General features: G+C 66.3%; 24 protein-coding genes. 18 read left to right on the top strand and 6 right to left on the bottom strand.

Annotated elements, in window-relative coordinates; translation table 11 throughout:
* Positions 1-245: 245 nt before the first annotated feature.
* The 6 genes from AC1RPL_RS04810 (at position 246) to AC1RPL_RS04785 (ending at position 8,366) form a co-directional block, all read left to right on the top strand.
* A complete protein-coding gene (locus tag AC1RPL_RS04810; protein WP_493068114.1) occupies positions 246-1,541 on the top strand; it encodes a hypothetical protein in 1,296 nt (431 codons plus the stop codon).
* Positions 1,542-1,656: 115 nt separating this feature from the next.
* Positions 1,657-3,606 (top strand): CocE/NonD family hydrolase, encoded by a 1,950-nt coding sequence (locus tag AC1RPL_RS04805; protein ID WP_493068113.1) that lies wholly within the window; start codon positions 1,657-1,659, stop codon positions 3,604-3,606.
* Between the two features lie 85 nt (positions 3,607-3,691).
* The gene (locus AC1RPL_RS04800) at positions 3,692-4,579 is read left to right on the top strand and encodes an energy transducer TonB (protein WP_493068112.1); all 888 of its coding nucleotides are present in this window, start codon (positions 3,692-3,694) and stop codon (positions 4,577-4,579) included.
* Positions 4,580-4,614: 35 nt separating this feature from the next.
* Positions 4,615-5,493, top strand: coding sequence for a TonB family protein (locus tag AC1RPL_RS04795; RefSeq protein WP_493068111.1), 879 nt, complete (start codon positions 4,615-4,617; stop codon positions 5,491-5,493).
* Positions 5,494-5,568: 75 nt separating this feature from the next.
* Positions 5,569-6,957 carry a M16 family metallopeptidase gene (locus AC1RPL_RS04790; RefSeq protein ID WP_493068110.1) on the top strand — a complete coding sequence of 463 codons (1,389 nt, stop codon included), beginning with the start codon at positions 5,569-5,571 and terminating at the stop codon, positions 6,955-6,957.
* Positions 6,957-8,366, top strand: coding sequence for a M16 family metallopeptidase (locus AC1RPL_RS04785; protein ID WP_493068109.1), 1,410 nt, complete (start codon positions 6,957-6,959; stop codon positions 8,364-8,366). Before AC1RPL_RS04790 ends, AC1RPL_RS04785 begins: the two co-directional genes overlap by 1 nt.
* A 152-nt stretch (positions 8,367-8,518) precedes the next feature.
* Here AC1RPL_RS04785 and AC1RPL_RS04780 read toward each other — a convergent pair whose 3' ends face one another.
* The gene (locus AC1RPL_RS04780) at positions 8,519-10,522 is read right to left on the bottom strand and encodes an acyltransferase family protein (RefSeq protein WP_493068108.1); all 2,004 of its coding nucleotides are present in this window, start codon (positions 10,520-10,522) and stop codon (positions 8,519-8,521) included.
* 123 nt (positions 10,523-10,645) lie between these two features.
* Between AC1RPL_RS04780 and AC1RPL_RS04775 the strand changes: the two genes are divergently transcribed.
* The 4 genes from AC1RPL_RS04775 to AC1RPL_RS04760 all read left to right on the top strand — a co-directional run bounded on the left by AC1RPL_RS04775 (position 10,646) and on the right by AC1RPL_RS04760 (position 13,414).
* Positions 10,646-11,773, top strand: coding sequence for a hypothetical protein (locus tag AC1RPL_RS04775; RefSeq protein ID WP_493068107.1), 1,128 nt, complete (start codon positions 10,646-10,648; stop codon positions 11,771-11,773).
* 73 nt (positions 11,774-11,846) lie between these two features.
* Entirely contained in the window at positions 11,847-12,362 is a 516-nt protein-coding gene (locus AC1RPL_RS04770) for a DUF2975 domain-containing protein (protein WP_493068106.1), read from the top strand.
* A gap of 3 nt (positions 12,363-12,365) precedes the next feature.
* Complete coding sequence (locus tag AC1RPL_RS04765; protein ID WP_493068105.1) at positions 12,366-12,593, top strand: helix-turn-helix domain-containing protein; 228 nt, start codon at positions 12,366-12,368, stop codon at positions 12,591-12,593.
* 32 nt (positions 12,594-12,625) lie between these two features.
* Positions 12,626-13,414: a hypothetical protein gene (locus AC1RPL_RS04760; RefSeq protein WP_493068104.1), complete on the top strand. Its 789-nt coding sequence runs from the start codon at positions 12,626-12,628 to the stop codon at positions 13,412-13,414.
* Between the two features lie 65 nt (positions 13,415-13,479).
* Here the strand turns inward: AC1RPL_RS04760 and rplL are convergent, their stop codons facing one another.
* On the bottom strand, positions 13,480-13,857 hold the full coding sequence (gene rplL, locus AC1RPL_RS04755) for a 50S ribosomal protein L7/L12 (RefSeq protein WP_493068103.1): 378 nt from the start codon (positions 13,855-13,857) through the stop codon (positions 13,480-13,482).
* Between the two features lie 55 nt (positions 13,858-13,912).
* Complete coding sequence (rplJ, locus tag AC1RPL_RS04750) at positions 13,913-14,428, bottom strand: 50S ribosomal protein L10 (protein WP_493068102.1); 516 nt, start codon at positions 14,426-14,428, stop codon at positions 13,913-13,915.
* A gap of 381 nt (positions 14,429-14,809) precedes the next feature.
* Here rplJ and AC1RPL_RS04745 point away from each other — a divergent pair, with 381 nt between their 5' ends.
* Positions 14,810-17,392: a TonB-dependent receptor gene (locus AC1RPL_RS04745; protein WP_493068101.1), complete on the top strand. Its 2,583-nt coding sequence runs from the start codon at positions 14,810-14,812 to the stop codon at positions 17,390-17,392.
* A 57-nt stretch (positions 17,393-17,449) separates the two neighbouring features.
* Here the strand turns inward: AC1RPL_RS04745 and AC1RPL_RS04740 are convergent, their stop codons facing one another.
* Positions 17,450-19,246, bottom strand: a complete 1,797-nt coding sequence (locus AC1RPL_RS04740; protein WP_493068100.1) for a hypothetical protein — start codon at positions 19,244-19,246, stop codon at positions 17,450-17,452.
* 258 nt (positions 19,247-19,504) lie between these two features.
* On the opposite strand from AC1RPL_RS04740, the gene AC1RPL_RS04735 reads away from it, so the two are divergent.
* The 4 genes from AC1RPL_RS04735 (at position 19,505) to AC1RPL_RS04720 (ending at position 21,363) form a co-directional block, all read left to right on the top strand.
* Complete coding sequence (locus AC1RPL_RS04735) at positions 19,505-19,981, top strand: helix-turn-helix domain-containing protein (protein WP_493068099.1); 477 nt, start codon at positions 19,505-19,507, stop codon at positions 19,979-19,981.
* A 68-nt stretch (positions 19,982-20,049) separates the two neighbouring features.
* A complete protein-coding gene (locus AC1RPL_RS04730) occupies positions 20,050-20,400 on the top strand; it encodes a hypothetical protein (RefSeq protein WP_493068098.1) in 351 nt (116 codons plus the stop codon).
* A gap of 45 nt (positions 20,401-20,445) precedes the next feature.
* Positions 20,446-20,877 carry a hypothetical protein gene (locus AC1RPL_RS04725; RefSeq protein ID WP_493068097.1) on the top strand — a complete coding sequence of 144 codons (432 nt, stop codon included), beginning with the start codon at positions 20,446-20,448 and terminating at the stop codon, positions 20,875-20,877.
* Between the two features lie 21 nt (positions 20,878-20,898).
* Entirely contained in the window at positions 20,899-21,363 is a 465-nt protein-coding gene (locus AC1RPL_RS04720) for a hypothetical protein (protein ID WP_493068096.1), read from the top strand.
* 57 nt (positions 21,364-21,420) lie between these two features.
* Here the strand turns inward: AC1RPL_RS04720 and AC1RPL_RS04715 are convergent, their stop codons facing one another.
* Both AC1RPL_RS04715 and AC1RPL_RS04710 read right to left on the bottom strand, forming a co-directional pair.
* A complete protein-coding gene (locus AC1RPL_RS04715) occupies positions 21,421-21,558 on the bottom strand; it encodes a helix-turn-helix domain-containing protein (RefSeq protein WP_493069080.1) in 138 nt (45 codons plus the stop codon).
* Positions 21,559-21,570: 12 nt separating this feature from the next.
* Positions 21,571-22,353 (bottom strand): AraC-like ligand-binding domain-containing protein, encoded by a 783-nt coding sequence (locus AC1RPL_RS04710; RefSeq protein WP_493068095.1) that lies wholly within the window; start codon positions 22,351-22,353, stop codon positions 21,571-21,573.
* Positions 22,354-22,599: 246 nt separating this feature from the next.
* Here AC1RPL_RS04710 and AC1RPL_RS04705 point away from each other — a divergent pair, with 246 nt between their 5' ends.
* From AC1RPL_RS04705 to AC1RPL_RS04695, 3 genes are all read left to right on the top strand, one after another.
* Positions 22,600-22,875: a DUF4242 domain-containing protein gene (locus AC1RPL_RS04705; protein WP_493068094.1), complete on the top strand. Its 276-nt coding sequence runs from the start codon at positions 22,600-22,602 to the stop codon at positions 22,873-22,875.
* 4 nt (positions 22,876-22,879) lie between these two features.
* Positions 22,880-23,959, top strand: coding sequence for a GlxA family transcriptional regulator (locus AC1RPL_RS04700; RefSeq protein ID WP_493068093.1), 1,080 nt, complete (start codon positions 22,880-22,882; stop codon positions 23,957-23,959).
* Positions 23,960-24,043: 84 nt separating this feature from the next.
* On the top strand, positions 24,044-24,385 hold the full coding sequence (locus AC1RPL_RS04695; protein WP_493068092.1) for a UrcA family protein: 342 nt from the start codon (positions 24,044-24,046) through the stop codon (positions 24,383-24,385).
* Positions 24,386-24,473: the final 88 nt, after the last annotated feature.

Below are 24,473 nucleotides of genomic sequence, written 5' to 3'. Positions count from 1 at the left end.
CGCGACGACGCATCATTTCCCGAAGCCGTGGTGGAGAGCGCGATATAGGTAGCGTGTTGGATCCTGTCAAACAGGAGGGCGGAACCTTTTCCGGTGACGTAAGTGTCGCGTAGACCTGCAATTAACCGCAGGTGAACACCGTCGTTCATCGCCTTCGGCCAACCGTTCACCGCAGTTTAGAGCCTCCATCGCGACGAAATACGGGTTCCATTTGTTGAACCTGCGACATGAAGGAGAGACCCGTAATGCGTACCACCCGTGCCGCGCTGTTCATCGGCGCCGCGATCCTTTCCACGCCTGCCTTCGCGCAGGATGCCCCGCAGCAGGTGACGCCGCCGCCGATCATGGTGACGCCGGCCCCGGCACCCGCTCCGGCTGCCCAGCCGCAGGTGGTGATCCAGCCCTCGGCTCCGGTGGTCCAGTCGGTCCCCTCGGTCGAGGAGCAGCAGCGCGGTGCCGCCGCGGCTGATGCACCGGCGCCGCGCACCACCGCGACGCGCAGCATCACGACGCGGGCCACCACGACTACCCGCGCGGCACCCGCGCCCGCTCGCCAGGCTGCTCCGGCAGCGGCTCCGGCGCCGGCTGCACAGGCGCCAGCAACTGCGCCCGCCGCGCCGGTAGAGACCGCGCCTGCGCCGCTCCCGCCCCAGGCCGAAACCGCGCCGGCTCCCCAGGCCGCGCCGGTGGCGGTCGACAGCACGACCACTCAGACCAGCAGCGGCTCGGTCGCCTGGCCCTGGCTGCTCGGCGGCTTGGCGCTGGTGATCGCCGGCATTGCCGTGTTCCTGCTTTCGCGCCGTCGCCGCAACGATGAGGCGGTGACCACCGACGCTTATGCCGAGACGGCCTATGTCGATTCGGTCGATGTCGCGCCCGTCGCTGCCGAGCCGGTCATCGCGCCCGAGCCGGTGATCGTCGAAGAGCGTATCGATCCCCGCGTGGTCCCGCCGGCGATCGCGCCGGTCGCCGCGGTGGCAGTCGCCGAGCAGGTCGAGGAGGCGGAGATCGCCGAGGCGGGCAAGGAAGACCTTGCCGGTGTCGCCGATGCCCCCGCGCCGGTCTCGCACCGTCCGTGGCTCGAGCTGGGCCTGCGCCCGGTGAGCGCAGGCACCAGCGACGAAGAGGCGATGGTCGATTTCGAGCTGACCGTCGGCAATTCGGGCGACACCGAGGCTCGCAACGTTCGCATCTCAAGCTTCATGCTTGCCGATGAGGCCGAAGGCACCGAGATGGATCGCCTGCTGACCGAGCATCGCAGCGACACGATCGTGCCGCCGGTCTCGATCGATCCGGGCGACGGCACTCGCGTCGATGCGCACCTAGCGGTGCCGAAGGGCGAGCTTGGCCGCACGTTCAACCCGGTCGTCGTGGCGGAAGCGCGCTATACGCTTCCGGACGGCAGCGAGGCGCGCACCTCGGCCGCGTTCCGGATCGGCCGCCCTGCCCATGAAGGCGGGATCGGCGCGATCGGCTCCTCGCGTCCGCACGTGGTCGATGATCTGGCAGCCGAGCTCTACGGCCAGCCCGAACACGCCTGATCCCTGACATATTGGGGACACAAGAGCCCGCTTCTCCCGAAAGGGAGGGGCGGGCTCTTTTCTTGTGCATGGTTTTGGGCCTACGAAACGCCATTCCTCAGGGAGAGAAAATCACATGAACAAGAAGTCGCTGCTCGCTCTCGCCGCCGGGACGGCGCTGCTCGCCTCCGCTGCTGCCCAGGCGCAGGAGAGTCCTACGCCTGCCCAGGCGCCCGCTGCGTTCAACGACATTCCGCCGAACTTCCAGCCGCCCGCGATGCAGACGGATTACATCAAGCGCGAAGTGATGATCCCGATGCGCGACGGGGTGAAGCTGTATACGGTGATGATCATCCCGAAGGGCGCAAGGAACGCGCCGATCCTGTTCACCCGCACGCCCTACAACGCCGCCGGCCGCGTTGTCCGCACGCAAAGCGGCAAGATGATCAACACGCTGCCCGAGGGCGACGAGCTGTTCGTCAAGGCAGGCTATATCCGCGTGTTCCAGGACATCCGCGGCAAGTACAAGTCGGAGGGCGACTATGTCATCACCCGCCCGCCGGTCGGCCCGCTCAACCCGACCAAGGTCGATCACATCACCGACGCGTATGACTCGATCGACTGGATGGTGAAGAACACCCCGGAATCGAACGGCAAGGTCGGCATGCTCGGATCGTCCTATGAGGGCTTTACCGTGGTGATGGCGCTGATGGGGCCGCACCCGGCGCTCAAGGTCGCCGCGCCCGAGAGCCCGATGATCGACGGCTGGATGGGCGATGACTGGTTCCACAACGGCGCCTTCCGCCTCGCCAATATCGGCTGGATCGGCGCGCAGACGGGCTACAAGGGCGATGGCAAGGCGCCGCCGCGCCCCGACTGGGACGACTACGACACCTTCCGCCGCGTCGGCTCGGCCGGCGATTGGGCGAAGAAGTTCGGCTATGACCAGCTGCCGGCCTGGAACAAGATGAGCGAGCACGTCGCCTATGACGCGTTCTGGCAGGGCCAGGCGCTCGACAAGCTGCTCGCCAGGAACCCGTCGAACATCCCCACGCTCTGGGAACAGGGCATCTGGGATCACGAGGACATGTACGGCGCGATCCACGCCTGGGAGGAACTGCAGAAGACTCCGCAGGCAGACAAGAACTTCCTGCTGATGGGCCCGTGGCGCCATTCGGGGTTCAACTATAACGGTTCGACGCTGGGTCAACTGAACTTCGAAGGTGACACTGCGCTCCAGGCCCGCCGCGACATCCTGCTGCCGTTCTTCAACGCCTATCTCAAGGACGGCGCGCCGCCGTTCACGCCGGCCAAGGCAAGCTTCTACAACACCGGCGAGAACCGCTGGGACTATCTCAGCAAGTGGCCGCTCGCCTGCGATACCGGCTGCGGCACCAGGATGACGCCGATCTACCTCAAGCCCGCCGAGGGCCTGGGCTTCGACAAGCCCGGTGCCGGTTCGGACAGCTACGTCTCGGATCCCGCCAAGCCGGTCCCGCATCTGCCGCGCCCGGTCAACTTCCAGGACGGCCGCTGGTCGACCTATCTCGTCACCGACCAGCGCTTCGTCGATGGCCGGCCCGACGTGATGACCTATATGACCGAGCCTCTCACCGAGCCGGTCCGCGTATCGGGCACCCCGCTGGCGGACATCTTCGCCAAGACGACGGGCACCGACGGCGACTTCGTGGTCAAGGTGATCGACGTCTATCCGGACGATTACGTCACCAAGAAGGAGATGGGCGGGTTCCAGCTGCCGATCAGCCTCGACATCTTCCGCGGCCGCTATCGCAACTCGTTCGAACATCCCACGGCGATCCCGGCGAACAAGGTGCAGGAATACAAGTTCCGCCTGCCAACGGTGAACCATGTGTTCCAGCCGGGGCACCGGATCATGGTCCAGGTCCAGTCGAGCCTGTTCCCGGTATATGACCGCAACCCGCAGAAGTTCGTGCCGAACATCTTCTTCGCCAAGCCCGAGGATTACCAGAAGGCGACGGTGACGCTGATGTATGGCGGTGCCCAGTCGAGCAGCGTGCAGCTGCCGGTGGTGCCGCTCGACCAGTCGGCGAACGCACAGAAGTAATAGAACGAAACCGGGGCGTTATGCGCTTGCGTAACGCCCCGGACACATCCGATTGCAAGGCTCTGCCGGGTTTGGGGGGTAGGGCATGATCAGGACGATGTTGTTTCTCGGCGCGCTCGCGACGGCGGTTGCGGGCGCGTCTGCGCGTTCGGGGCCGGCGCGCGAGGGCGCGGGTGAGAGCCCTCCGGACGTCGTGGCGCGGACCGGCAAATGGATCGTCGACTATAACCAGACCGGCTGCCACCTCTATGCCGAGTTCGGCACGGGTCCCGACCAGGTCATCGCGCGCTTCACCCGCGATCAACCGGGCGACGCCTTCGAATTCTCGCTGTTCGGCGCCCGGTTCGAAGGCGTGCGGTCCTTCACCAAGGGCCAGCTCGATTTCGGCCTCGGGCAGGCGAGCGAGCATTTCATCCTGGCCGGCCATGCCGACAAGCTGGCAAGCCTGCTCTTCCGCGGGACCCGGCTCGACGCCTGGAAGCGCGTCGCGTTCACCGATGTGCCGCCGGTCGTGACGCCCGAACAGGAAACGAAGGTGGACGGCGTTGCCCTTACCATGGCGGGCAAGGCGCCGCTTCGCCTGCAATTCGGCTCGCTCGCCAAGCCGCTCGCCCAGATGCGGCATTGCACCGCGGCACTGGTGGCCAGCTGGGGTTATGACCCCGCAGAACAGGCTTCGGCGCAGCGCCCGGTCGCGCCGGCGACGTCGCCGCAGACCTGGATCAGCGACAAGGACTATCCGCTGGAGCAGATGCGGCGCAACGTCAGCGGCATCGTCCGCTTCCGTCTCGGCGTGGCGGCGGACGGATCGATCGAAAGCTGCCAGATACTCGCCCAGACCGAGCCGAGCAGCTTCGGGGCGCAGAGCTGCAACCTGATCCGGAAGCGAGCGAAGCTCGAGCCCGCGCTCGATGCGGCGGGCAAGCCGATGCGCTCCTATTTCGTCAGCTCGGTGAGTTGGCTGCTGCCGTGACTGGCCAATAGAAGTAATCGTTCAGGGGGATTTCGATGATCAGGCCATTCTTTTTCCTCCTCGCGCTCGCCGGTCTCGCCGGAACCGCGCGCGCTGCTCTGGCACCGGACGACAAGCCGGTGGAGACGCTCGCCCGCAACGGCAAATGGCTGCTCGATTACAATCGCGATGCCTGCAACCTCGCCGTGAAGATGGGCGACGACAAGACCGGCGTGATCCTCCGCTTCACCCGCTACGAGCCCGGCGACCGGTTCGATCTGTCGATCTATGGCAACCGCTTGCGGACCGACGAGGTCAAGGTCGGCGGCACCGCGGATTTCGGCGTGTCCGAAAAGCCGGTCGCGATCGGCGGACTTTCGGGCGACGCGAACAAGATGCGCGCGATGTTCTTCAGCGGCGTCCGCTTCGATGGCTGGAACCGCAAGAACAAGCTCGATGTGCCGCCCAGGATCACGCCCGAGCAGGAAGCGCGAGTCACCGGCGTGACGCTGGCCATCCGGGGCAAGCGCCCGTTCCGGCTCGAGTTCGGCTCGCTGGCCCGGCCGTTCGCCGAGATGCGCAAATGCATGGACAATCTCGTGGCGAGCTGGGGCTATGACGCGGCCCAGCAGGCGGCAGGGCTGCGGGAGGTATCGGCAATCACCTCGCCCGGCACCTGGCTCGATTCCGAGGATTACCCCCAGAACGCGCTACGCGGCGGGCATAACGGGATCGTGCAGATCCGGCTCGACGTCGATCCGGAAGGCAAGGTCGTGGGCTGCTTCGTCCTGGCGCGCACTAGCCCCGACGACTTCGCCGACATCACCTGCCGCAGCATCGCCAAGCGCGCTAAGCTCCAGCCGGCGCTGGACGCGCAGGGCAAGCCGATGCGGTCCTTCTGGGTGGTCAAGGTGCATTGGCTGATGGGTAGCTGATACGCCCTTGCGCTGAACAGGCTTTGCCGTGCTAACCTGCCAATACAGTTCCCGAGTCCAGGGGGGTCCCGAACAATGAAGCATTTGAGCCTCGCGCTTGCCCTTGCGGCGGCCGCGCTTCCAACCGGGGCCCATGCCCAGGCGGGCGCGGCTGCAGCGAGCAAGCTGCATGTCGACACGCAATATTTTACGCTGGCCAATGGCCTGAGGGTGGTCCTGGCAAAGGACATGATCGCGCCGACGGTGACGGTCGGCGTCTATTACGGCATCGGCTTTCGCGTGGAGCCGAAGGACCGCACCGGCTTCGCGCATTTGTTCGAGCACCTGATGTTCCAGGGTTCGAAGCATGCGCCCAAGGGCGTGTTCGACACGACGATCACCAATTCGGGCGGCGTCAACAACGGCTCGACCCGCTTCGACTTCACCAATTATTTCGAGATCGTCCCGTCGGGTGCGCTCGAGCGGATGCTGTGGCTCGAAGCCGATCGCATGGCGAACCCGGTGATCGACGATGTCGTGCTCAAGAACCAGCAGGGCGTTGTCGGCAACGAGGTCAAGGTCAACGTCCTCAACCAGCCCTACAGCACCTGGCCGTGGATCGACTTGCCGATGCTGGCCAACACCAACTGGTACAACAGCCACAATTTCTACGGCGAACTGAAGGAGATCGAAGCGGCGACGGTGCCCGACGCCAAGAGCTTCTCCGAGGCCTTTTATCGCCCGTCCAACGCCGTGCTCGTGATCGCCGGCGACCTCGATTACGCCGCGACCCGTGCGATGGTGGAGAAGTATTTCGCCCCGATCGCCAAGAAGCCGGTAGTGACGCAGCCGGATATCTCCGAGCCGCGCCAGACCGCAGAAAAGTTCAAGAGCCGCGTCGATGCGCTGGCGCCCAAGCCCGGATACGCCGCAGGCTATCATGTGCCCGATCGCGGCACGCCCGAATGGTATGCCATGGGGCTGATCGACCAGATCCTGCTCCAGGGCGACGACAGCCGGCTGTTCAAGAAACTGGTCTCCGATACCGGCATCGCCGGCGAGATCTCGGGCGGGATCAATGGCGATCTCGGCAATATGTTCAACTATCGCGGGCCGATGCTGTGGAGCTTCAGCTTCACCCACGACACCACGCACAGCACTGCCGAGATCAGCAAGGCAGTGGACGAAGTGATCGAGGGGCTGCGCAGCACGCCGGTCAGCGCTGCCGAACTGCAGCGCGCCCGCACCAAGATGCGATCGGACCTGTACGGCACGATCGACGGGAGCGGCCGGGTCGGCCTGATCGACCTGCTCGCCGTCTATGCGCTGTTCGACAATGATCCGGGTGCGGTGAACCGGATCGAGGAGGGCTTCGCCAAGGTGATGCCCGCGCTGATCCAGAAGACCGCGCAGGAATATCTCCGCAAGACCAATCGCTCGGTGTACGTCGTCGAACCGGGTGCCCAGCCCAAGGGAGGCAAGTGATGAAGCGCGCGCTCCTCGCATTCGCGGCGATGCTCGCCGCCACTCCCGCACTGGCGCAGGAGGCTTTCCCGCCCGCGCCGCCGATCGCCGATCCCAAGCCGTTCAAGCTGCCGGCGACCGAGACCTATACGCTGCGCAATGGCCTGGTGGTCACGCTGATCCCGTACGGTGTCGCGCCCAAGACGGTGGTGTCGCTGCGCGTCCGCGCCGGCGCGGTGAATGAAGGCGATGCCGTGTGGCTCTCCGAAGTCACCGGCGCGCTGATGAAGGAAGGGGCGGCCGGCAAGACCGCCGCCGATCTCGCCGCTGCGGCGGCGGGGATGGGCGGGCAGCTCAATGTCAGCGCAGGCATGCAATCGACCACGGTCGGTACCAATGTGCTCTCCGAATATGCCCCCGCCGCGATCCAGCTGGTCGGCGACGTGGCGATGCGGCCGACGCTGCCGAGCAGCGAGCTTGCCCGGGTGAAGGCCAATCTCGGCCGCCAGCTCTCCGTTGCGCTGTCGCAGCCGAGCACGCTGGCGGATGTGGCGCTGGGCCGTACCGTCTATGGCGCGAGCCACCCCTATGGCCGGATCATCCCGAGCGCCGCGCAGCTTTCGGGCTATACGATCGACCAGGTGAAGGCCTTTCATGCCGGCCAGTTCGGCGCCAAGCGGGCGCATCTCTACATCGCCGGACGTTTTGACGCGGCGGCGGTGAAGGCGGCGATCGAAAAGGCGTTCTCCGGCTGGGCCGCGGGGTCCGATCCGGTGACGCTGCAGAGTCCGCACAAGCCGGGCCCGCAGGTGATCCTGATCGATCGCCCGGGCGCGCCCCAGGCCACACTTCGCTTGAGCTTCGACGCGAACCGCGCGGGCAGTGAGGCGGACATCCCCCAGCGCGTCACCAATGCGCTGCTGGGCGGCGCCTTCAGCTCGCGCATCACCCGCAACATCCGCGAGGACAAGGGCTATACCTATTCGCCCTATTCGGGTGTCAACTTCACGCCCGAGGAGTCGCTGTGGACCTTCGAGGCGGACGTGACCACCGAGCATACCGGGGATTCGCTGCACGAGGTGTTCAAGGAAATCCGCCGCATGCAGACCGAGGCGGTGCCGGCCGAGGAAAGCAAGGGTATCCGCACCTATCTGGCTGGCCTGTTCGCAATCCAGAACTCCACCTCCAGCGCAGTGGTCGGCACGCTGGCGACGCGCGACCTGCTCGGCCTGCCGGGCGACTGGACCGAGCGTTACGTTCCCGCGGTGCTGGCGGTGACGCCCGAGCAGATGATGGCCTCGGCCAATGCCGGCTATCCGCTCGGCAAGCTGACCCTGGTGGTAGTGGGCGACCTCAAGACGGTCGTCCCGCAGCTCAAGGCCCAGCCTGAACTGGCGAGCGTGCCGATGACCACGCTGACGGTGCCGTAACTCCAAATTCCTCCCCCAGCTTGCTGGGGGAGGGGATCATTCGCGTTAGCGAATGATGGAGGGGCGGCCGCAACGCGGCGGTGCCCGCCGTGCCCCTCCACCACCGCCTTCGGCGGTCCCCCTCCCCGAGACAAGCTCGGGGAGGATTTTTCTTACGGCCGAACCCCCAGCACCGTCCGCTTCAAATCGGCGTAGATCCGGTCATTACCAAGCCCGCTGGGATGGTCGCCGTCGAAGAACAGCGGCTGGCCACTGGGCAGCGCCTCGCAGGTCTGGCCGGGGCAGAGGATCGGCAGCGGATCCCACAGGATCATTGCCTTCTCGCTGGCGACCAGGGCGCTCATCGCGCGCATCACATGGCGGCGGCGCGCGAGCATCTGCTCGCGCGGGATCGTCAGTCCCTGACAGATCGGGTTGTTGCGGTCGAACCAGTCGGCGCAGCGGAAGGTGGGGCTGGGGAAGATCGGCTTGGGCGCCTCGATCACCAGCCGCGCGCCCTTGGCCGCGAGCCGGGCGGTGACGCCCTGGGCTTCGGTGAAGGCTTCGTCGCTGACCGCATCCTCATGCGGGCCGATCAGGTCGCGGTCATTGTCGAACTGGTTGGCGATGCGCGTGACGCGCAGGCCGGGCAGGAAGACCACGTCGCCGGGCTTCGAGCGCGCGGCGACGTCCTGCTCGATCCCCGCATACCAGCCGGTGCAGCGCGGGCGCGAGGCATGGGTCTCGATCAGCTTGAGATACGGGCAGCCGGGGCGGAAGTAGAGCCGCACGGTTGCGCCGGTCTCCGCCGCGAGCCGCTGGAGCGCGGGCGTATAGGCCAGGCCGTGCGAGTCCGCCGGGACGAACAGGGTGAAGGCATCTGGCTTGGCGCAGCGCGGCGTCCATATGATCACCTTGCCGCCGGCGATGCGCTCCTCGGCGAAGTTGGGCGCGCAGCCGGTCAGTTCTACCGGCAGCGGACGGGTGGGCTCGGCATACCAGGCGAAGCGGTCACGCGTTACGCTGAGCGTGATCCGGTCGTGCGCGGCGATCAGCAGCTGCCCGGCGAGCGCGGCCAGCACCACGCCGACCAGCGCGACCGTCACCACCCGCCCGCGCGGCCAGCCGGCAAGGCGGGGGCTGGCGCGCAACGGCTTCTCGACCAGGACATAGGAGAGGATCGCCAGCACGATCGCGATCACCAGCGCGGCGAGCTGGAGCTTCAGCGTGTGCAGCCCGCAGGTCCAGCGGAACAGCACGAACACCGGCCAGTGCCAGAGGTACAGTGAATAAGAGAGCAGACCGACTGCCACGATCGGCCGGCTGCCCAGCGCGCGCGGCGCGGTGTCTCCCAGGATCGCCATGATGATGAGCGCCGTCCCGGCCACAGGCAGCAGCGCGAAGGGGAAGGGGAAGAGCGGCCCCTCGGGCAGCGCAAAACCAACCGCGATCAACAGCGCGCCGGCCAGCGCCAGCCAGCGCTTGCCCGCCGCCCAAGGCTGCCAGCGCGCGCGGGTCAGGCACAGCAGCATGCCGGCACCGAGCTCCCAGAAGCGCGGGAAGATCAGGTAGAAGGCGAATTTCTGCGCGAACACGCTCAGCACCGCGCAGAGCAGCAGCGACAGCCCCGACAGGATCGCCACCAGCCGCACCGCCTGGGCGCCGGCCTGGAGCTTGTGGTGCCACCACAGGATGAAAGGGAAGAACAGATAGAACTGCTCCTCCACGCCCAGCGACCAGCTGTGGGTGAATGGGTTGTACGCTGCCTGGGGGCCGAAATAGCTGTCGGTATCGGTGGCCAGCACGACGTTGCTCAGCCCGAAAAAAGCGAAGCGTCCGACCTGGGCCAGGCTGTTGCTAAGCCAGGCGTCCGGAATGAACAACTGGGCGGCCAGCAAGGTGACCAGCAGCATCGCCACCAGTGCCGGCATGATCCGCATCAGCCGGCGGGCATAGAAATAACCGGCGAGCTGCCCGAGGCTGGTGAACGCGCGGCCGACCAGCGATCCGGTCACCACGAAGCCCGAGATGACGAAGAAGATATCCACCCCGGTGAAGCCGCCGGGCAGCGCCCAGGGCCAGAGGTGGAACAGGATCACCGACGTGACGGCGACGGCGCGCAGCCCGTCGATCGCCGGAATATAGGCCGGTCCTGGTCCCGTACGCTCGCCTTCCACGATGTCTCCCCTCTTCCCCGCGCTCTAGGGCAGGGCGAGGCGAGGGACAATCCGCCCTCGACATACGGCGAACTGCGCGCGATGTGCAGCCATTGTTCATCTTCGGAACGCCAGGAAAAGCCCGTGAACGCAGGGAGGCTCAAGACTGGCTGGCTGTGCGGCCTTGCCGCTGCGGCGACGCTCGCCGCGCCGCTGTCGCGTGCCCAGAACACACCGACGACGAGCCCCAGCGCGGGGCCGGTGATCGTCCCGCCGCCGCGCGTCCAGCAGATGCCGGGGGTGATCCCCGAGCGGTTCAGCATCGCTCCCACGCCGAGCCCGACCCCCGCGCCGGTGCCGTCGCCGACTCCCACGCCGAGCGTGCGCGCCGCGCCCGTACCGCAACGGGCTGTGCCCGCCGCGCGCGTGACGCCCGCGCCGCGCGGCACCGCGCCGGTTACCGCCGCCGCCACGCCTTCCGCCGCGCCGCGTGCCACGCCCACGCCGGCTATCGCCACGCCCGTGTCTCAGCCGATCGCCACCACCGCGCCCCTCGCCGAGCCGGCACCGCAAACGCCGCCTTGGCTCTGGGCCGCAGCGGGAGCGGGCGGCACCGCATTGCTCGGGTTCCTCGGCTGGCTGCTGCTCCGTCGCCGCCGCGAAGAGGATGAGGAAGAGGATGTCACCGAGGCCGTACCCGTCGCGGCGGCACCACCTCCGCCGCCGGTCCAGCCACCGCCCGGCCTTGCCCGTCCCGCGCCCGCCCCGCGCGCAAGCGATCCGTTCGAACTGGCTCTCCACCCGCAGCGCATCGTCTATGCGGAACGCGAAGTGGTGCTCGAGTTCGAGCTGCTGCTCGCCAATGCCTTGGGTGCGCCCGCCGAGAATATCCGCATCGCCTTCGCCGCGATGAGCGCGCATGCCCGGCAGGACGATGTGATCGCCGCCTTCCATGGTGGCCCTCCGGGGGAGCCCGGCGGGGAGCCCTTCGATCTCGCGCCGGGCGCGGGCGGGCGCATGCCCGTGCGCCTCTCCATACCGCGTGAGGGCGTGAACGCCGTCCAGGTCGGCGACCGGCCGATCTTCGTGCCGATCGTGCTCATCGACCTGCGCTGGCGCGGGGGCCTGAGTATCCGCCGCTTCGGCGCGGACTTCATGCTGGGCACGGTGGGGCAGGGCGACAAGCTCGGCCCGCTCTGGCTCGACCGGCCGGCGCCGACGGGGCCGCTGGCGGCGAACCGCTATTTCGTCAAGGCTGCCGCTGCGGCGTGATCATATCGTAATTCGATAAATAACTTGCCGCATATCGAGAAGCGACTTATTGAATATCGATAAGGAGGTTCTGATGCGCGACTCGATGATTGACGGAACCCGGCTGCTTGTCCGCGTGCTGATGGTGCTGAACTGGATAGCGGGCGCCGGCTTCTTCATAGTGCTGCTGCTCAGCTTCTGGGCGCACGGACCGCTCGTCGCGCAGCTCGTCCTAAAATATGGCGCGGCCCATTCCGGCGGCATTCTCAATGGTCTGCGCGTGATGCTTGCTACCGGACTGCTGGCCGTCGGCGTCGCCACTATCTTCCTGCGCGCGCTCGGCGAGATATTGGCGAGCGTCGCTGCGGGCGATCCCTTCGTCGCCGAGAACGGCGTGCGGCTGCGGCGCATGGGCTTTGCGCTGCTCGCCTTCCAGCTCGGCGACCTCGCGCTCGGCGCGATCGATCATTGGCTGGCGCGTTTGGGCGCCGACACTGCAACCTGGTATCCATCGCTCGGCGGCTGGTTGGCGGTGCTGCTGGTGTTCGTCCTGGCCCGTGTCTTCGCGGTCGGCGCCGCGATGCGCGACGACCTGGAAGGGACGGTCTGAGCCATGCCGCTCCTCGTCCGCCTCGATGACCAGCTCCATGCCCGGCGCATGACGCTGACCGAGCTTTCCGATGCAGTGGGCATCACGCTCGCCAACCTCTCGATCCTCAAGACTGGCAAGGCCAAGGCGGTCCGCTTCTCGACGCTCGAAGCGATCTGCCGGGTGCTGGAGTGCCAGCCTGGCGACATCCTCGCTTATTATCCCGACGGGGAAGGCGATCCCGCGCCCTGACGACTGGGCGCTTGACGTGAAGGAGTGACATGATGACGACCCTGGTGAACGCCGGCGCATCCGCGCCCGGCGAACGGCTCGACGCGTCCGCACGCCCGGGTGTGTTCAAGCAATTTGGCGCGCTGTGCCTCGATCTCTATCGTCGCGGCGGCTGGGGCATGCGCCTCGCCGCGCCGCTGGTGGCGCTCGTCGTCCTGCCCGAATTCGTCCAGCACGTCGTCGAGATCAAGATCGGCATGTTCGCCTCGATAGATGCGTTTCGCGCACATGCGGCGGATCCGCTGCGCATGGCATTTGGTGTGGTCAAGGTCGCCGGACTGGTGCTGGCGATGCTGGCGATCGCGCGCTTCTGGTGGACCGGCGCGGCCGGTTCGGCGGTGCGAGTGCCGCCGCGGGCGCTGCTCCGCATCGCCTTCGCGATCGCGTTGCTGTTCGCGCTGGAACTGCCATTCGATCTGCTGCGGCGCCTGGCCATGCCAGTGGGCGTCAACACTGCACTCGCCGTGGCGGCGGCAGCGCTACAGCTCTTCGGACTTGTCTACATCGTCGCGGCGCTGTTCGACGACCGCGCGATGACGCTACGCCGGGTGCTCGGCCAGTGGCGGGCGGCGCTGCTTCTCCTGGTGCTCGTACCGCTCGCTTATGGGCCGTGCTTCGCGCTGCATTTGGCGACGCACAAGCTTGCGCTCGGCCAGTCGGAGCTGCTGGTCTGGGCGATCATGGCATTCGATGCGCTGGTCGTCGGATTGCTGGCATCGCTGGCGGGCGCGGCGCTGGCACTCGGCTATGCGGCGGGCACGGGGCAGCGCCTTCCGCGCTGACCCACAATAGAAAAGGGCGGCCCGTTGCCGGACCGCCCTGATCTGTTCGCTGAGAAGCGAGAAGCTTACTTGACCTCGACGGTCGCGCCAGCTTCTTCGAGCTGCTTCTTGATCTTCTCGGCTTCGTCCTTGTTGACGCCTTCCTTGACAGCCTTCGGAGCCGACTCAACGAGAGTCTTGGCTTCGGTCAGGCCCAGGCCGGTGATCGCGCGGACTTCCTTGATGACGTTGATCTTCTTGCCACCGTCGCCGGTGAGGATCACGTCGAACTCGGTCTGCTCTTCAGCAGCCGGGGCAGCGGCGCCACCGCCGGCCGGGCCGGCAACGGCGACGGCAGCGGCGGCCGAGACGCCCCACTTCTCTTCGAGAAGCTTCGAAAGCTCAGCGGCTTCGAGAACGGTCAGCTCGGAGAGCTGGTCGACGAGTGCGTTAAGGTCAGCCATGATTAACTCCAATCAAATCAGATGTTTCGGGATAATAAAGTCTTGCAAGATCCGCTTACGCGGCGTCCTTGTCCGCATAGGCGGCGAAGACGCGCGCGAGCTGCGCTGCCGGAGCCTGGGTAATCGTCGCGAGCTTGGTAGCCGGTGCGACGATGAGGCCCACGAGCTTGCCACGCAGTTCGTCCAGCGACGGCAGCGAGGCGAGCGCCTTGATGCCTTCCTGGTCGAGCAGCTGCTTGCCCATTGCGCCGCCGACGATCTCGAGCTTGTCGTTCGTCTTGGCGAACTCGACCGCAACCTTGGCCGCAGCCACGGGATCGATCGAGGTGGCAAGCGCCGTCGGACCCGTCAGCAGGTCCGCGATTGCCGCGTAATCGGTGCCGTCGGCAGCGATCTTGGCAAGCTTGTTCTTCGAGACCTTATAGCTCGCGCCGGCGTCACGCATCTTGTTGCGGAGGTCCGTCGACTGCTTGACGGTCATCCCGAGGTTGCGGGTGATAACCACCACGCCAACCTCGCCAAAGGTGCGGTTCAGCTCGGCAACGGCGTCAGCCTTCTGGGAACGATCCATGCCGGTCTCCTCGTTATGAGCGTCTCCCTTGCGGGAAATGCCCGGTTACAAAATGTCCGAGGGGAAGGATCGTCGCGCCCGGTTATCCCTGGGCATGACCCGAACGCTCCGCGTACGGAGGCGCCGGTAAAATCTGTCCCCGTCTAGGCGAGAGATTAAGCGGGGCATATTCCCCGCACTCGCTGTCTCGGACGGTCTCCTCCCGAAGGAGGAAGGCGCGCCAATAGCGATTCTTGTGGATAAGTCAATCGCCGCAGGGCGTGTCACAGGCCTGTCTTCAGGCTTTCACGGATGTTTCGCGCAAGCACAACCGGACTGCCACATACCCCGCCTAGGCGCCGTTGCTGCGGCGCAACGAAGCCGCGACTCAGGGGGTTCATGATGACCGTTCGCCACGCGCTTCGCGCCACCGTTTGTGCTGCCGCTCTTTCCTTCGCCGCGATGGCCGCAGCGCCTGCCTATGCCCAGGACCAGGGGCCGGCCCTGGCGGCGGACGACACCGCGCCCGAGAATGCCGGTGACCAGGCGATTCTCGTCACCGCCAAGCAGACGCGCTCGGCGACTGCGATCCCGGCGAGCGAGATCCAGAAGATCCTGCCCGGTGTATCGCCGCTGAAGGCGATCCAGACACTGCCCGGCGTGCTCTATGTTACGGCCGATCCCTGGGGCAACAACGAGCAGAACGCCCAGATCTTCATCCATGGCTTCGCGGGCAACCAACTCGGCTATACGATGGATGGCATCCCGCTCGGGGACCAGAGCTACGGCAACTATAACGGCCTCTCGCCCCAGCGCGCGGTGATCTCCGAGAATGTCGGCCGCGTCATCGTGGCGGCGGGCGCCGGCGATCTCGCTACGGCGTCGAACAGCAATCTCGGCGGCACGGTCGAGACCTATTCGTCCGATCCCACCCCGGGCTTCGGCGTGACCGCCAACCAGACGGTGGGCAGCTACAACACCTCGCGCACCTATCTGCGCCTCGACACCGGCAATTTCGGCGGCGATGGCAGCACCGACGCGGGCTACATCTCGGCGACGCGCCAAAAGGCCAAGGCCTGGGACTTCAACGGCTATCAGGGCGGCTGGCAGGCCAATGCCAAGTTCGTCCATGACGATTCGGTCGGCAAGCTGACGCTGTACTTCGACTATAACGACATGACGCAGCCGAACGAGGACGCGACGGTCTTCTTCAAGCCGTCTGCCGGCGGCACTGCCACCCCGGTGCAGCTCTACACGCCCTATACCAAGCCGTTCTTCTACTCGGACCTGGGCGGCTACCGCACGGGCTATCTGAACGCGATGGGCAATTCGCCCGCTGCCGTGGGCAGCAACTACCGCAATTATTATTCGGACGCGCAGCGTACCGACTACCTCACCTATGCGCGGTACGACGCCAAGATCGCCGACAACATCACGCTGTCGAACACGATCTACTTCCACCACAATGACGGCGCCGGTGTCGTCGCCGGCCCGCTCGGCCAGTCGATCACCACTGCGCAGCCTTATCTCGATCCGGGCTATGCCGCGCTGCCGGCCAATTGCCGCTTCGCCGGCAATGCCAACGGCGTCCGTCCCGCCGCCTGCACCGCGCTGACCGACGCCCAGGCGGCGGCGCGGGGCGCGGCGCTGGTCGCGGCGACGGGCGGCTCGGGCCTGATCACCCGCACCACCGAATATCGCATCGATCGCGGCGGCGCGATCACCGCGCTCAATGTCGATCTCGGTGCGCACCAGATCGAGCTCGGTGGCTGGTTCGAGCACAACAGCACTACCCAGTGGCGCCGCTGGTACGCCGTTCCCGTCGGCAACCCGGCAGCGAGCACGCCTTATGTCCGTCCGCTCGAAGTGATGCAGCCGCTCTTCACCCAGTATCAGGGCGAGGCGCGGATCAATGAGCTGCAGCTCCATGTCCAGGATACCTGGCAGGTGTTCGAGCCGCTGCTCGTCCAGTTCGGCTTCAAGACTAGCGCGCAATGGGCCAATGGCTGGTATCCGGTGCAGCCCGTGGCCGGCTCGCTCTCCGGCCTGGCCGGCGGCCTGCCGCAGGGCAAGATCAACACGCTGAAGTGGTTCCTGCCGGCGGTCGGCGCGACCTATGACTTCAACGGACACGAGGAAGTCTATTTCAACGTCCAGAAGAACCTGCGCCAGTATCAGGCATATCTGGCCGGTGGTGGCGGTCCCTGGTTCACGGGCAGCCAGGCAGCGTTCAATGCCTTCGCCGATCAGGGCAAGCCCGAGAGCAGCTGGACATATGAAGCGGGCCTGCGTACCCATCGCAGCTTCGGCGGCGGCATCGGGCTCGACGCACAGATCAACTATTACCATGTCGACTTCAGCGACCGCCTGCTGGCGATCTCGACCAATCCGGGCGGCATCGCGGGCAGCGGCATCACCGGCGGCACGTCGATCCTGGTCAATGTCGGCGACGTCCGCACCAACGGTGTCGATGCAGCCTTCACTCTGCGTTTCGGCCGGGCCTTCTCCTTCTACAACGCAACCTCGTACAATCTCTCCAAATACCGGAGCGACTATACGTCGGCGGCGACCGGCATCGGCGGTGCTACCAACAGCTGCATCGGTGGCTATCTGGTCGTGGGCGGCGTCGTCCCGACCTGCGGCAAGCAGCTGCCGGGCACGCCTAAGTGGATGAACAAGAGCGTCGCGACGCTCAACATCGGTCCGGTTGAGGCGCAGCTGGTCGGCGATTATGTCGGCAAGCGCTATGCGACCTACTCGAACGACGCGAGCATCGGTTCGTACTTCCTCGCCTCGCTGAGCGTCGGTGTCGATCTGCCGGCCGAGACGCTCGGCATGAAGAAGGCGAAGCTCAGCCTCAACGTCACCAATCTCGGCGACATCAAGGGCGTATCGACCATCTCGGTCGGGTCGGCGACCAATAGCTACTCGGCCTATCCGATCCCGCCGCGCCAGTGGTTCGTCACCTATTCCGCGAATTTCTGATCCAGCGTTCGCGCTGAGAAAAGGGGGAAGGCCGGGGGCAGTGCTCCCGGCCTTTTTTCATTGCGGCTTGATCGACGCCAGCAATGCCCGGGCCGGCGCTGCCTCGGGCGATTCATAGGCGCCGCCCGCCACGGGGATCAGCGCCTGGCGGGCAGCTTCGGCGCTGCCGCGCCCGGCGAGCGCTTCGCCGAGCATCAGCCGCGGGGTCGGCGCTGCCGGCACCAGGTCCCGCGCCTTCATCAGCCCTTCGATCGCCACGTCGGGCGGCGTCTCGCCCGCATCGGCGAAGCTGCGATAGTAAGCGAGCAGCGGCAGCGGGCTTTCGCTGTCGGCGCGATTGGCGCGGGCGATCGTCACGCGCGCGGCCTTGAGCTTCGCCGTGCGCTGGCCGGCGGGGGCTTCGAGGGCGAGCTGGGTCTGGGCGACGCCCTGCCATGCCAGCGCGTCGCTATTGCCGGGCGCAATGGCGATCGCCTTGCCCGCCGCGCCCGCGCATTCAGCGCCATTGCCGCTGCGGCACTCCGCCTCGGCGAGCAGCAGCTGTGCATCGAGGTTCGCCGGATAGCGCCCGGCATCGCGGCGCAGGCCGCGCAGCCAGTCGTCCCGGCGCGCGATCGTGTCGTGGCGCAGCTTCTCGAGCCTGGCCTCGTCGCTGGCCGGCGGCACGGAGACGCGTGCGCCCAGCTCCAGCCGGCCCTTGACGAACGCCGCCTCGCCTTCGCTCAACCGGCGCACGATCGGTTCGGCGGCACGGTCGGCCGGGTAGGACATCTGTTCAAAGGGCATCTTGCCGCGATCATAGGCGATCAGTTCGCTCTGGAGCGTGCCCAGGTCGCCGAAGGCCGCTGCGGCCTGCTCCAGCGATCCGCCCGACGCGATCGTCGCGAGATAGGCGTGGAGTTGGCCCTTCCGCTCGTTCGAGAAGAACAGCATGTGGGTGAGTGCCCAGGCGTGGAACGGCGTCCAGCGCTCGCCGGCCTTGCGGTCGGTGAGGTAGCGGCCGGTGAGGATTTCCGCGATCGGATAGCGCGCATATTTGTCGAGCACGCGGCGATAGCCTTCAGGAGCGCGGCCATATTCGATCCTGGCATCGCCCTCGATCGCCAGCGTCGCGAAGATCTCGCCGAAGCCATCGACATACCAGCGCGGATAGGCGTGCGGGAAATAGCTGAGCAGGAAATGGCGGGCATAGCCGGCGTAGATCCGCCCCTCCGCCGAGACCGGGACCGTCAGCGCGTTGACCGAAAGCGCCATCGGATCGTCGCGGCCGAAGCGGGCTATCGATCCCGCGTAACTGGCGGACAGCGTGGCACCGAGCCCGGGGTTTTCGGACGCGGCACCCGGCGCCGCGGCCGATTGCGCAGCGGTCGCGCGGACCAGGTCGGGCAGGATGTTTGCCAGCGCCTGACCCTGTTCGAGCACGGCCTTCTGATCGAAGCGACTCGCGGCGAGCACGACACCATCCTCACGCGGGTCGTAATAGGCAGGCTGGGGGAAGGCGCGGGCATAGGGGCCCGGCGAATAGCGCAGGTTGCGCAGGTCCATCGCGTCGAACTCGGCACCGTCGCCGACCAGCGTGACGCGCAGCTTCATCGTCGTATCAGGCTGATCGACCCGGTTGAGCAGGACGGAGAGCAGGAAGTGCAGGCGCTCCAGATTATGTGCGATCCGCGCCAGATCCTTCTCGCCGCCGTCGCTGATCACCACGACATGGTCGGTTTCGGCCTGGCGCCAGTTGCTAGGTTTGTCGCGCTGGCCCTGCACGACGATCGCGGCATCCTGGCCGGAGCTTGCATCCTGGGCGTAGGCGATGGCGGGCAAGGCGATCAGACCAAATGTCAAAATCGCGCGCATGCTGCGCATAATCGCCTCTCCCCCTTATTTCTCAATGCGCTACTATGCTCGCGAACAAGGGGGGAAGGAAGCGGTCGCAATGCGGGCTCGGCTATGTCCGAAATCGCGAATCGCGCGGCGGAGCGGGGCGTCGCTGTTGCGGACGCACGGCTATTCGTCGCTGATCGATTTTTCTCATCCTCAACCTCAGGAAAAAGCGGCAGGAAATCGCACCGACTCGGTTGGATTCGCGCGGGCGATGTCTAAAAGCGATCCCCGATGGTGACTGGGACGATCGATCAACTGACGGCGCGCGAACGCGACTGCCTGCGCCTTGTGGCGCGCGGCATGTCGTCGAAGGAGATCGCGCTCGCCCTCGGACTCTCGCCCCTCACGGTCGATGGCTACCTCAAGGAAGCGGTACGCACGCTGGGCGCTTCGGGCCGGCGCGAGGCTGCACGCGTCCTTGCGTCGCATGAAGAATTCGCGCCGCGCGAGGAAATTGCTCCCCCCCAAAATTTGGGGGGCGAGCCGCCAGACCTTGCCGAAACGGTGCTTTCGGGGGTTCCATTGCCACCGAAACGGTCCGAAGCCGAACCTCGTTTTCGGGTCCCGTTTCTGAGGCAGGGGAAGCAACTAAATGATCTGGACCCGCTCAACCGCTTGATGTGGATCATCGGCCTCGCGCTGCTCATGCTGATCGCGGTGGCCAATTTCCTCAACGGCTTGGGCGCGCTCTGGCGCATTACCGGCTAAACTTCGGCCTCTTTCGAACAACTAATTCTTGGCCACGTCGCAGCCCTCGGCTGCGCGAAGGAGGACTCATGACGTCTCCGAAGAAGATTGCTGCCGTGCGTATTGCCCGCTCGCTTCGGCCGGCGGAAATCGCCGTCAACGAAGCCGCTCTCAAGGTGCTCGCCATGGGAACCGCCGTGCTCACCGCCCGGGCGGACGGCACGTTCCACCCCCTGGAGGCACAGGTCGCCGTCGATTATGTCGGCGCCGCCACGGCCAAGGTGTTCGGCGCGATGTCGGACATCAAGAAGGCCCATGGCGAGCTGCGCGGCGTCGGCATTCGCCACCAGGTGCTCGGGGCCGGCGATATCTTCGAAACTCCCGGGCATGATGACCCGCGTGGCGAGGCGGAAATCATTCCGCTCACCGTTGCAGCATGATGGGGGTCTTGACTTGTCCCGGGTTCGTTGGTGCGGTTGCGCCCTATGAACGTGCTCACCTATCTGCTCGTGCTGCTTCTGTGCTGCATCTACGCGGTCGCGCGTGGCGGTGTGCCGGAGCGCCTCGCCGTGCTGATCCTGGTGAGCGCGATCATCGCCTCACATTTCGCCCCCGTGGCTGGCCAATACCGCTTTCAGCGGATGGAGACCGGGCTGCTGGTGGTCGATCTGGGGATGTTCCTCAGCACGATGCTGCTGTCGCTCAAGGCACAACGCTATTGGCCGCTGTGGCTCTCCGCGGTGTATCTCAACATCGTGGTGACGCATCTGCTGATGCTCACGCCTTCGGTGATGCCATGGTCCTATGCGGTGGCGAACGCCGCCTGGAACTATCCCGGTCCATTGCTGATCGCCATCGGCGCCGTGCGGCATCGGCAGCGGCTGCGGCGCTACGGAGCGGATCCGGCCTGGTCCTGATCCAGCGTGGGGAGACCCGTCATGGCTGAGGCAGACGACTCCCTGTACCGCCTGCGCGAACGTCCGGCAGTCCCGGGCCGCTCGGCGCCTGGGGGCACGGCCTTCACCGGCACTGCCACCGATCTCGTGGAGGGCATCTACCGCTCGCGCAGGCTGCGCGACGATGCCTTTGGCGCGATTGCTGGCCAGTTCCGCGAGCCGACCTGGGACATCCTGCTCGATCTGTACCTGGCGGCCGCCAAGGGGCGCCCGGTATCGGTGAGCAGCGCCTGTATCGGCAGCGGCGCGCCGCAGACCACGGCGATCCGCCACCTGGCGCTGCTCGAAAGCGCCGGCCTGGTGGTGCGCTCGCCCAATCCGATGGACAATCGGGCGGGCATCGTCACGCTGACTGAAGATGCGATCCGCAAGGTCGATGATTGGGCGCGGCGCGTGCGCAGCGTGTGGAAGGCGGAAACCCCGCTTCCCGGCGACCCGGCGGTCTGAAACAGGGTAATAAGGGGGAGGAAGGGGCCGGGAGCGATGTTCCCGGCCCCTTTCGCGTCAGCGGCCGGCTCGGGCTTCCGAAGGTATCATGCCGAAGCGGCGGCGGAAGCAGCGGTTGAAATAGGAGATGTCGCCAAAGCCGCTTTCGAAGGCGAGTGCGGCGATCGTGCGGTGCTGCCAGGCGGGGTCCCGCAGGCGCGCATGTGCCTAGTCGAGCCGTGCCGCCAGCACGAAATCGGCGAAGCTGCCGCCCTCTGCGGCGAACAGCTTGCGCAGATATACCGCCGAAATGCCCTGCCGCGCCGCCGCCCAGCCGATCGACAGTTCTGGGCGCCAGGCGTTGCGGCGAATATCCGCCTTGGCCAGCGCCAGCCGCGCCGCGCCCGCCGAGGCCCTTGCGCGGGGATCGGGCAGGGCGCCGAGCGCAATTACCGCCAGGTCGCAGATATGGTCTGCGGCGGCGGCGGCCACGCAATTGCCCGTCGGTAGCTGCTCGACCAGCTGCGTGTAGCGTGCGAGCAGGATCAGCGCGGGCGTCGCGGCGGGGAGGGCACGCGCGAGCCAGTCATGGACCCCCGGCAGCCGCTCGGCCAGCTCCGCGCCGGGCAGGCGGATGTTGAGGAAGTCCACGCCGTGCGGGTGGATGCTGCGACCAAGTTCGGCGCTGTGCAGCAGGGCCGCGTCGCCTGGCGCGAGCTCGGCCACGCGTCTACATTGCTCGACGGCGCCGTGACTGCCGCCATGGACGATCAGCAGCAGATCGTCGCCGCCCGCCAGATCGGGCGTCTTGGCAAAGACCGCCCCCGACGTCTGCCCGCGGACAAAGGCGACGCGCTGCACGGCATGCGCGCTGAAGCTGCACGCGAAGGGCTGCTCGCCGACCGGATCGAGCGCGACGTTGAGGATCTCGCGGCCATAGAGCGCGCGCCAGGCTTCGGTGCGCTGGCGGGCGGGGAGGGTGTCGGTCGAGAAGCGCATCGGTGCGTGCATGTCTCCACCGATAGAACAAAGTATCGCTGAGTCCAACTGTCCGGAAGCGGACAGTCCAAGCCGGGTATATTGATTGCGGTTATAGTCATATTCGGTGCGGACATCGATTTAATGCGCAAGTCGTTTCTAAGGATACTTCATTCTTTATCCAGAACGTTTTCGCCACCGAAACTTGTCCTGATCGCATCTTTCGGACGTGTCGCTGCAATGCGAAATCATTTCGGCAACATTTAGAGGGGAGTTGCCGTGAAACACTTCGTCATCGAAAGAGAAATTCCCGGGATCGGCGAATTCAGCCAAGAACAACTGCGCGAGGCTGCAGCTATTTCGAACGCCGCGTTCGATAAATTGTCCGGTCGTGCGCGCTGGCTGCAGTCGTTCGTCGTCGCGGGTGGCACCTTTTGCAGCTATCTGGCCGAAGATGAGGAAGCGGTTCGCGAGCATGCGCGTCTCTCGGGCTTTCCTGCGTCGAAGATCTTCGAAGTGGCGGCCGTGATCGGCCCCGAGACGGCGAGCGGCTGAGGCGATGAACGAACTCAGTAACGCGCCCGAGGCGCGCCGCGTACTCGATGTGACGATCGTGATGCTCGACGACGGCTTGTCGTCCACCGCCGTGATGCCCACCGAGATATTCCATTCCGCCGGCAGCCTGTGGAACCTGCTGCACGACGAGCCGGAATTTCCCGGTTTTCGCGTGCGCACCGCTTCGCTGCGTGGTGCGCCCGTGCGCACGCCCTATGGCTTTTGCATGACACCTGAAGTCGCGGTCGAGGCGGTGGAGAGCAGCGACATCGTCATCGTGCCCACCTCGGGCCTCGATCTCGATCTCAAGCTGGTCGAGAACAGCGCGCTGCTGCCCTGGCTGCGGCGCCAGCATGCCCAGGGGGCCTATATCGTCGGTGTGTGCATGGGAGCGGCCTATCTCGCCGCGGCGGGCCTGCTCGACGGCCGGCTGGCGACCACGCACTGGGCGGCATGCGGCGACATGGCGTCGCGCTTCCCCAAGGTGCGTTGGCATCCCGAGCTGTTCATGACCGAGGACCAGCGCATCCTGTGCAGCGGCGGGGTGGGGGCGTCGATCGACATCAGCCTGTACCTCGTCGAGAAATTCTGTGGGCACGACGTCGCGGTGCAGACGGCCAAGGCGCTGCTGTTGCCGATGCCGCGGCTGATGCAGTCGGGTTATGCGGTGTTGCCGGTCTCCCGCGCGCATGACGATCCACAGATCCGAGCGATCGAAGCCTGGCTGCAGGAGAATTTCCGCAAGGAGGTGTCGATCCAGCAGCTCGCCGAACGGGTGCATATGGGTGCACGCACTTTCGTGCGGCGCTTCAAGTCGGCGACCGGCCGGCTGCCCGCCGCTTATATCCAGGCGCTGCGCATCGAAGCGGCCAAGACGATGCTCGAGCATGAGGATTGCTCGGTTGCGGTAATCGCCGAAGCGGTGGGCTATCTCGACCTCGGCTTCTTCCGAGCGCTGTTCAAGCGGATCACCGGCATGGCACCGGGCCAGTATCGCGCGGAGTTCGCCCCGATCAGCGTGCGCGGTCATGCGCCGCCGGCGCTCCATCTCGTCGCGGGCGAGGCGCTCGTCGGCCACTGCTGAGGCCCGCCTCAGGCATCCCAGTCCAGATCAAAGGCGGGTCGCACCGCCGCGCGCCCTTGCGTGCATAAAACCAGGAGTAACTCGATGTACTACCGTATCCTCATCTTCGCCACGCTGGCGCTCGGCGTCGCGACGTCGGCCGCCGGCCAGACTTATGACGATCCGCCCCAGGTCTCGCGCACCGTCTCGTTCCGCGACCTGAACCTCGCCACCGAGCCCGGTGCCCAAGAACTCAAGCGACGGGTCCAGGCGGCCGCCCGCTTTGTCTGTCACGTGCGCACGCCGAGCGGGCTCATCCCCTTCGCCTATTCGCGGCGCTGCGTGGATCACACCATGCTTACCGTCGCCCCCAAGATGGCGAACGCAGTCGAACTCGCCCGTCGCAACCAGTTGCGCGACGGTGCCCTCCGGGTTGCTGCCCAATAACGCAGCGACTGGCGATCCCTCGCCAAACGAAAAGGGCCGGGAGGATTGCAACCCTCCCGGCCCAATTCTGTTCAGCGATGACGCTGGA

Source organism: Sphingomonas sp. GW821-FHT12D09 (assembly GCF_058807215.1).
The sequence above is the reverse complement of the archived record's forward strand: the minus strand, read 5'-3'. Positions and strand labels throughout refer to the sequence as shown.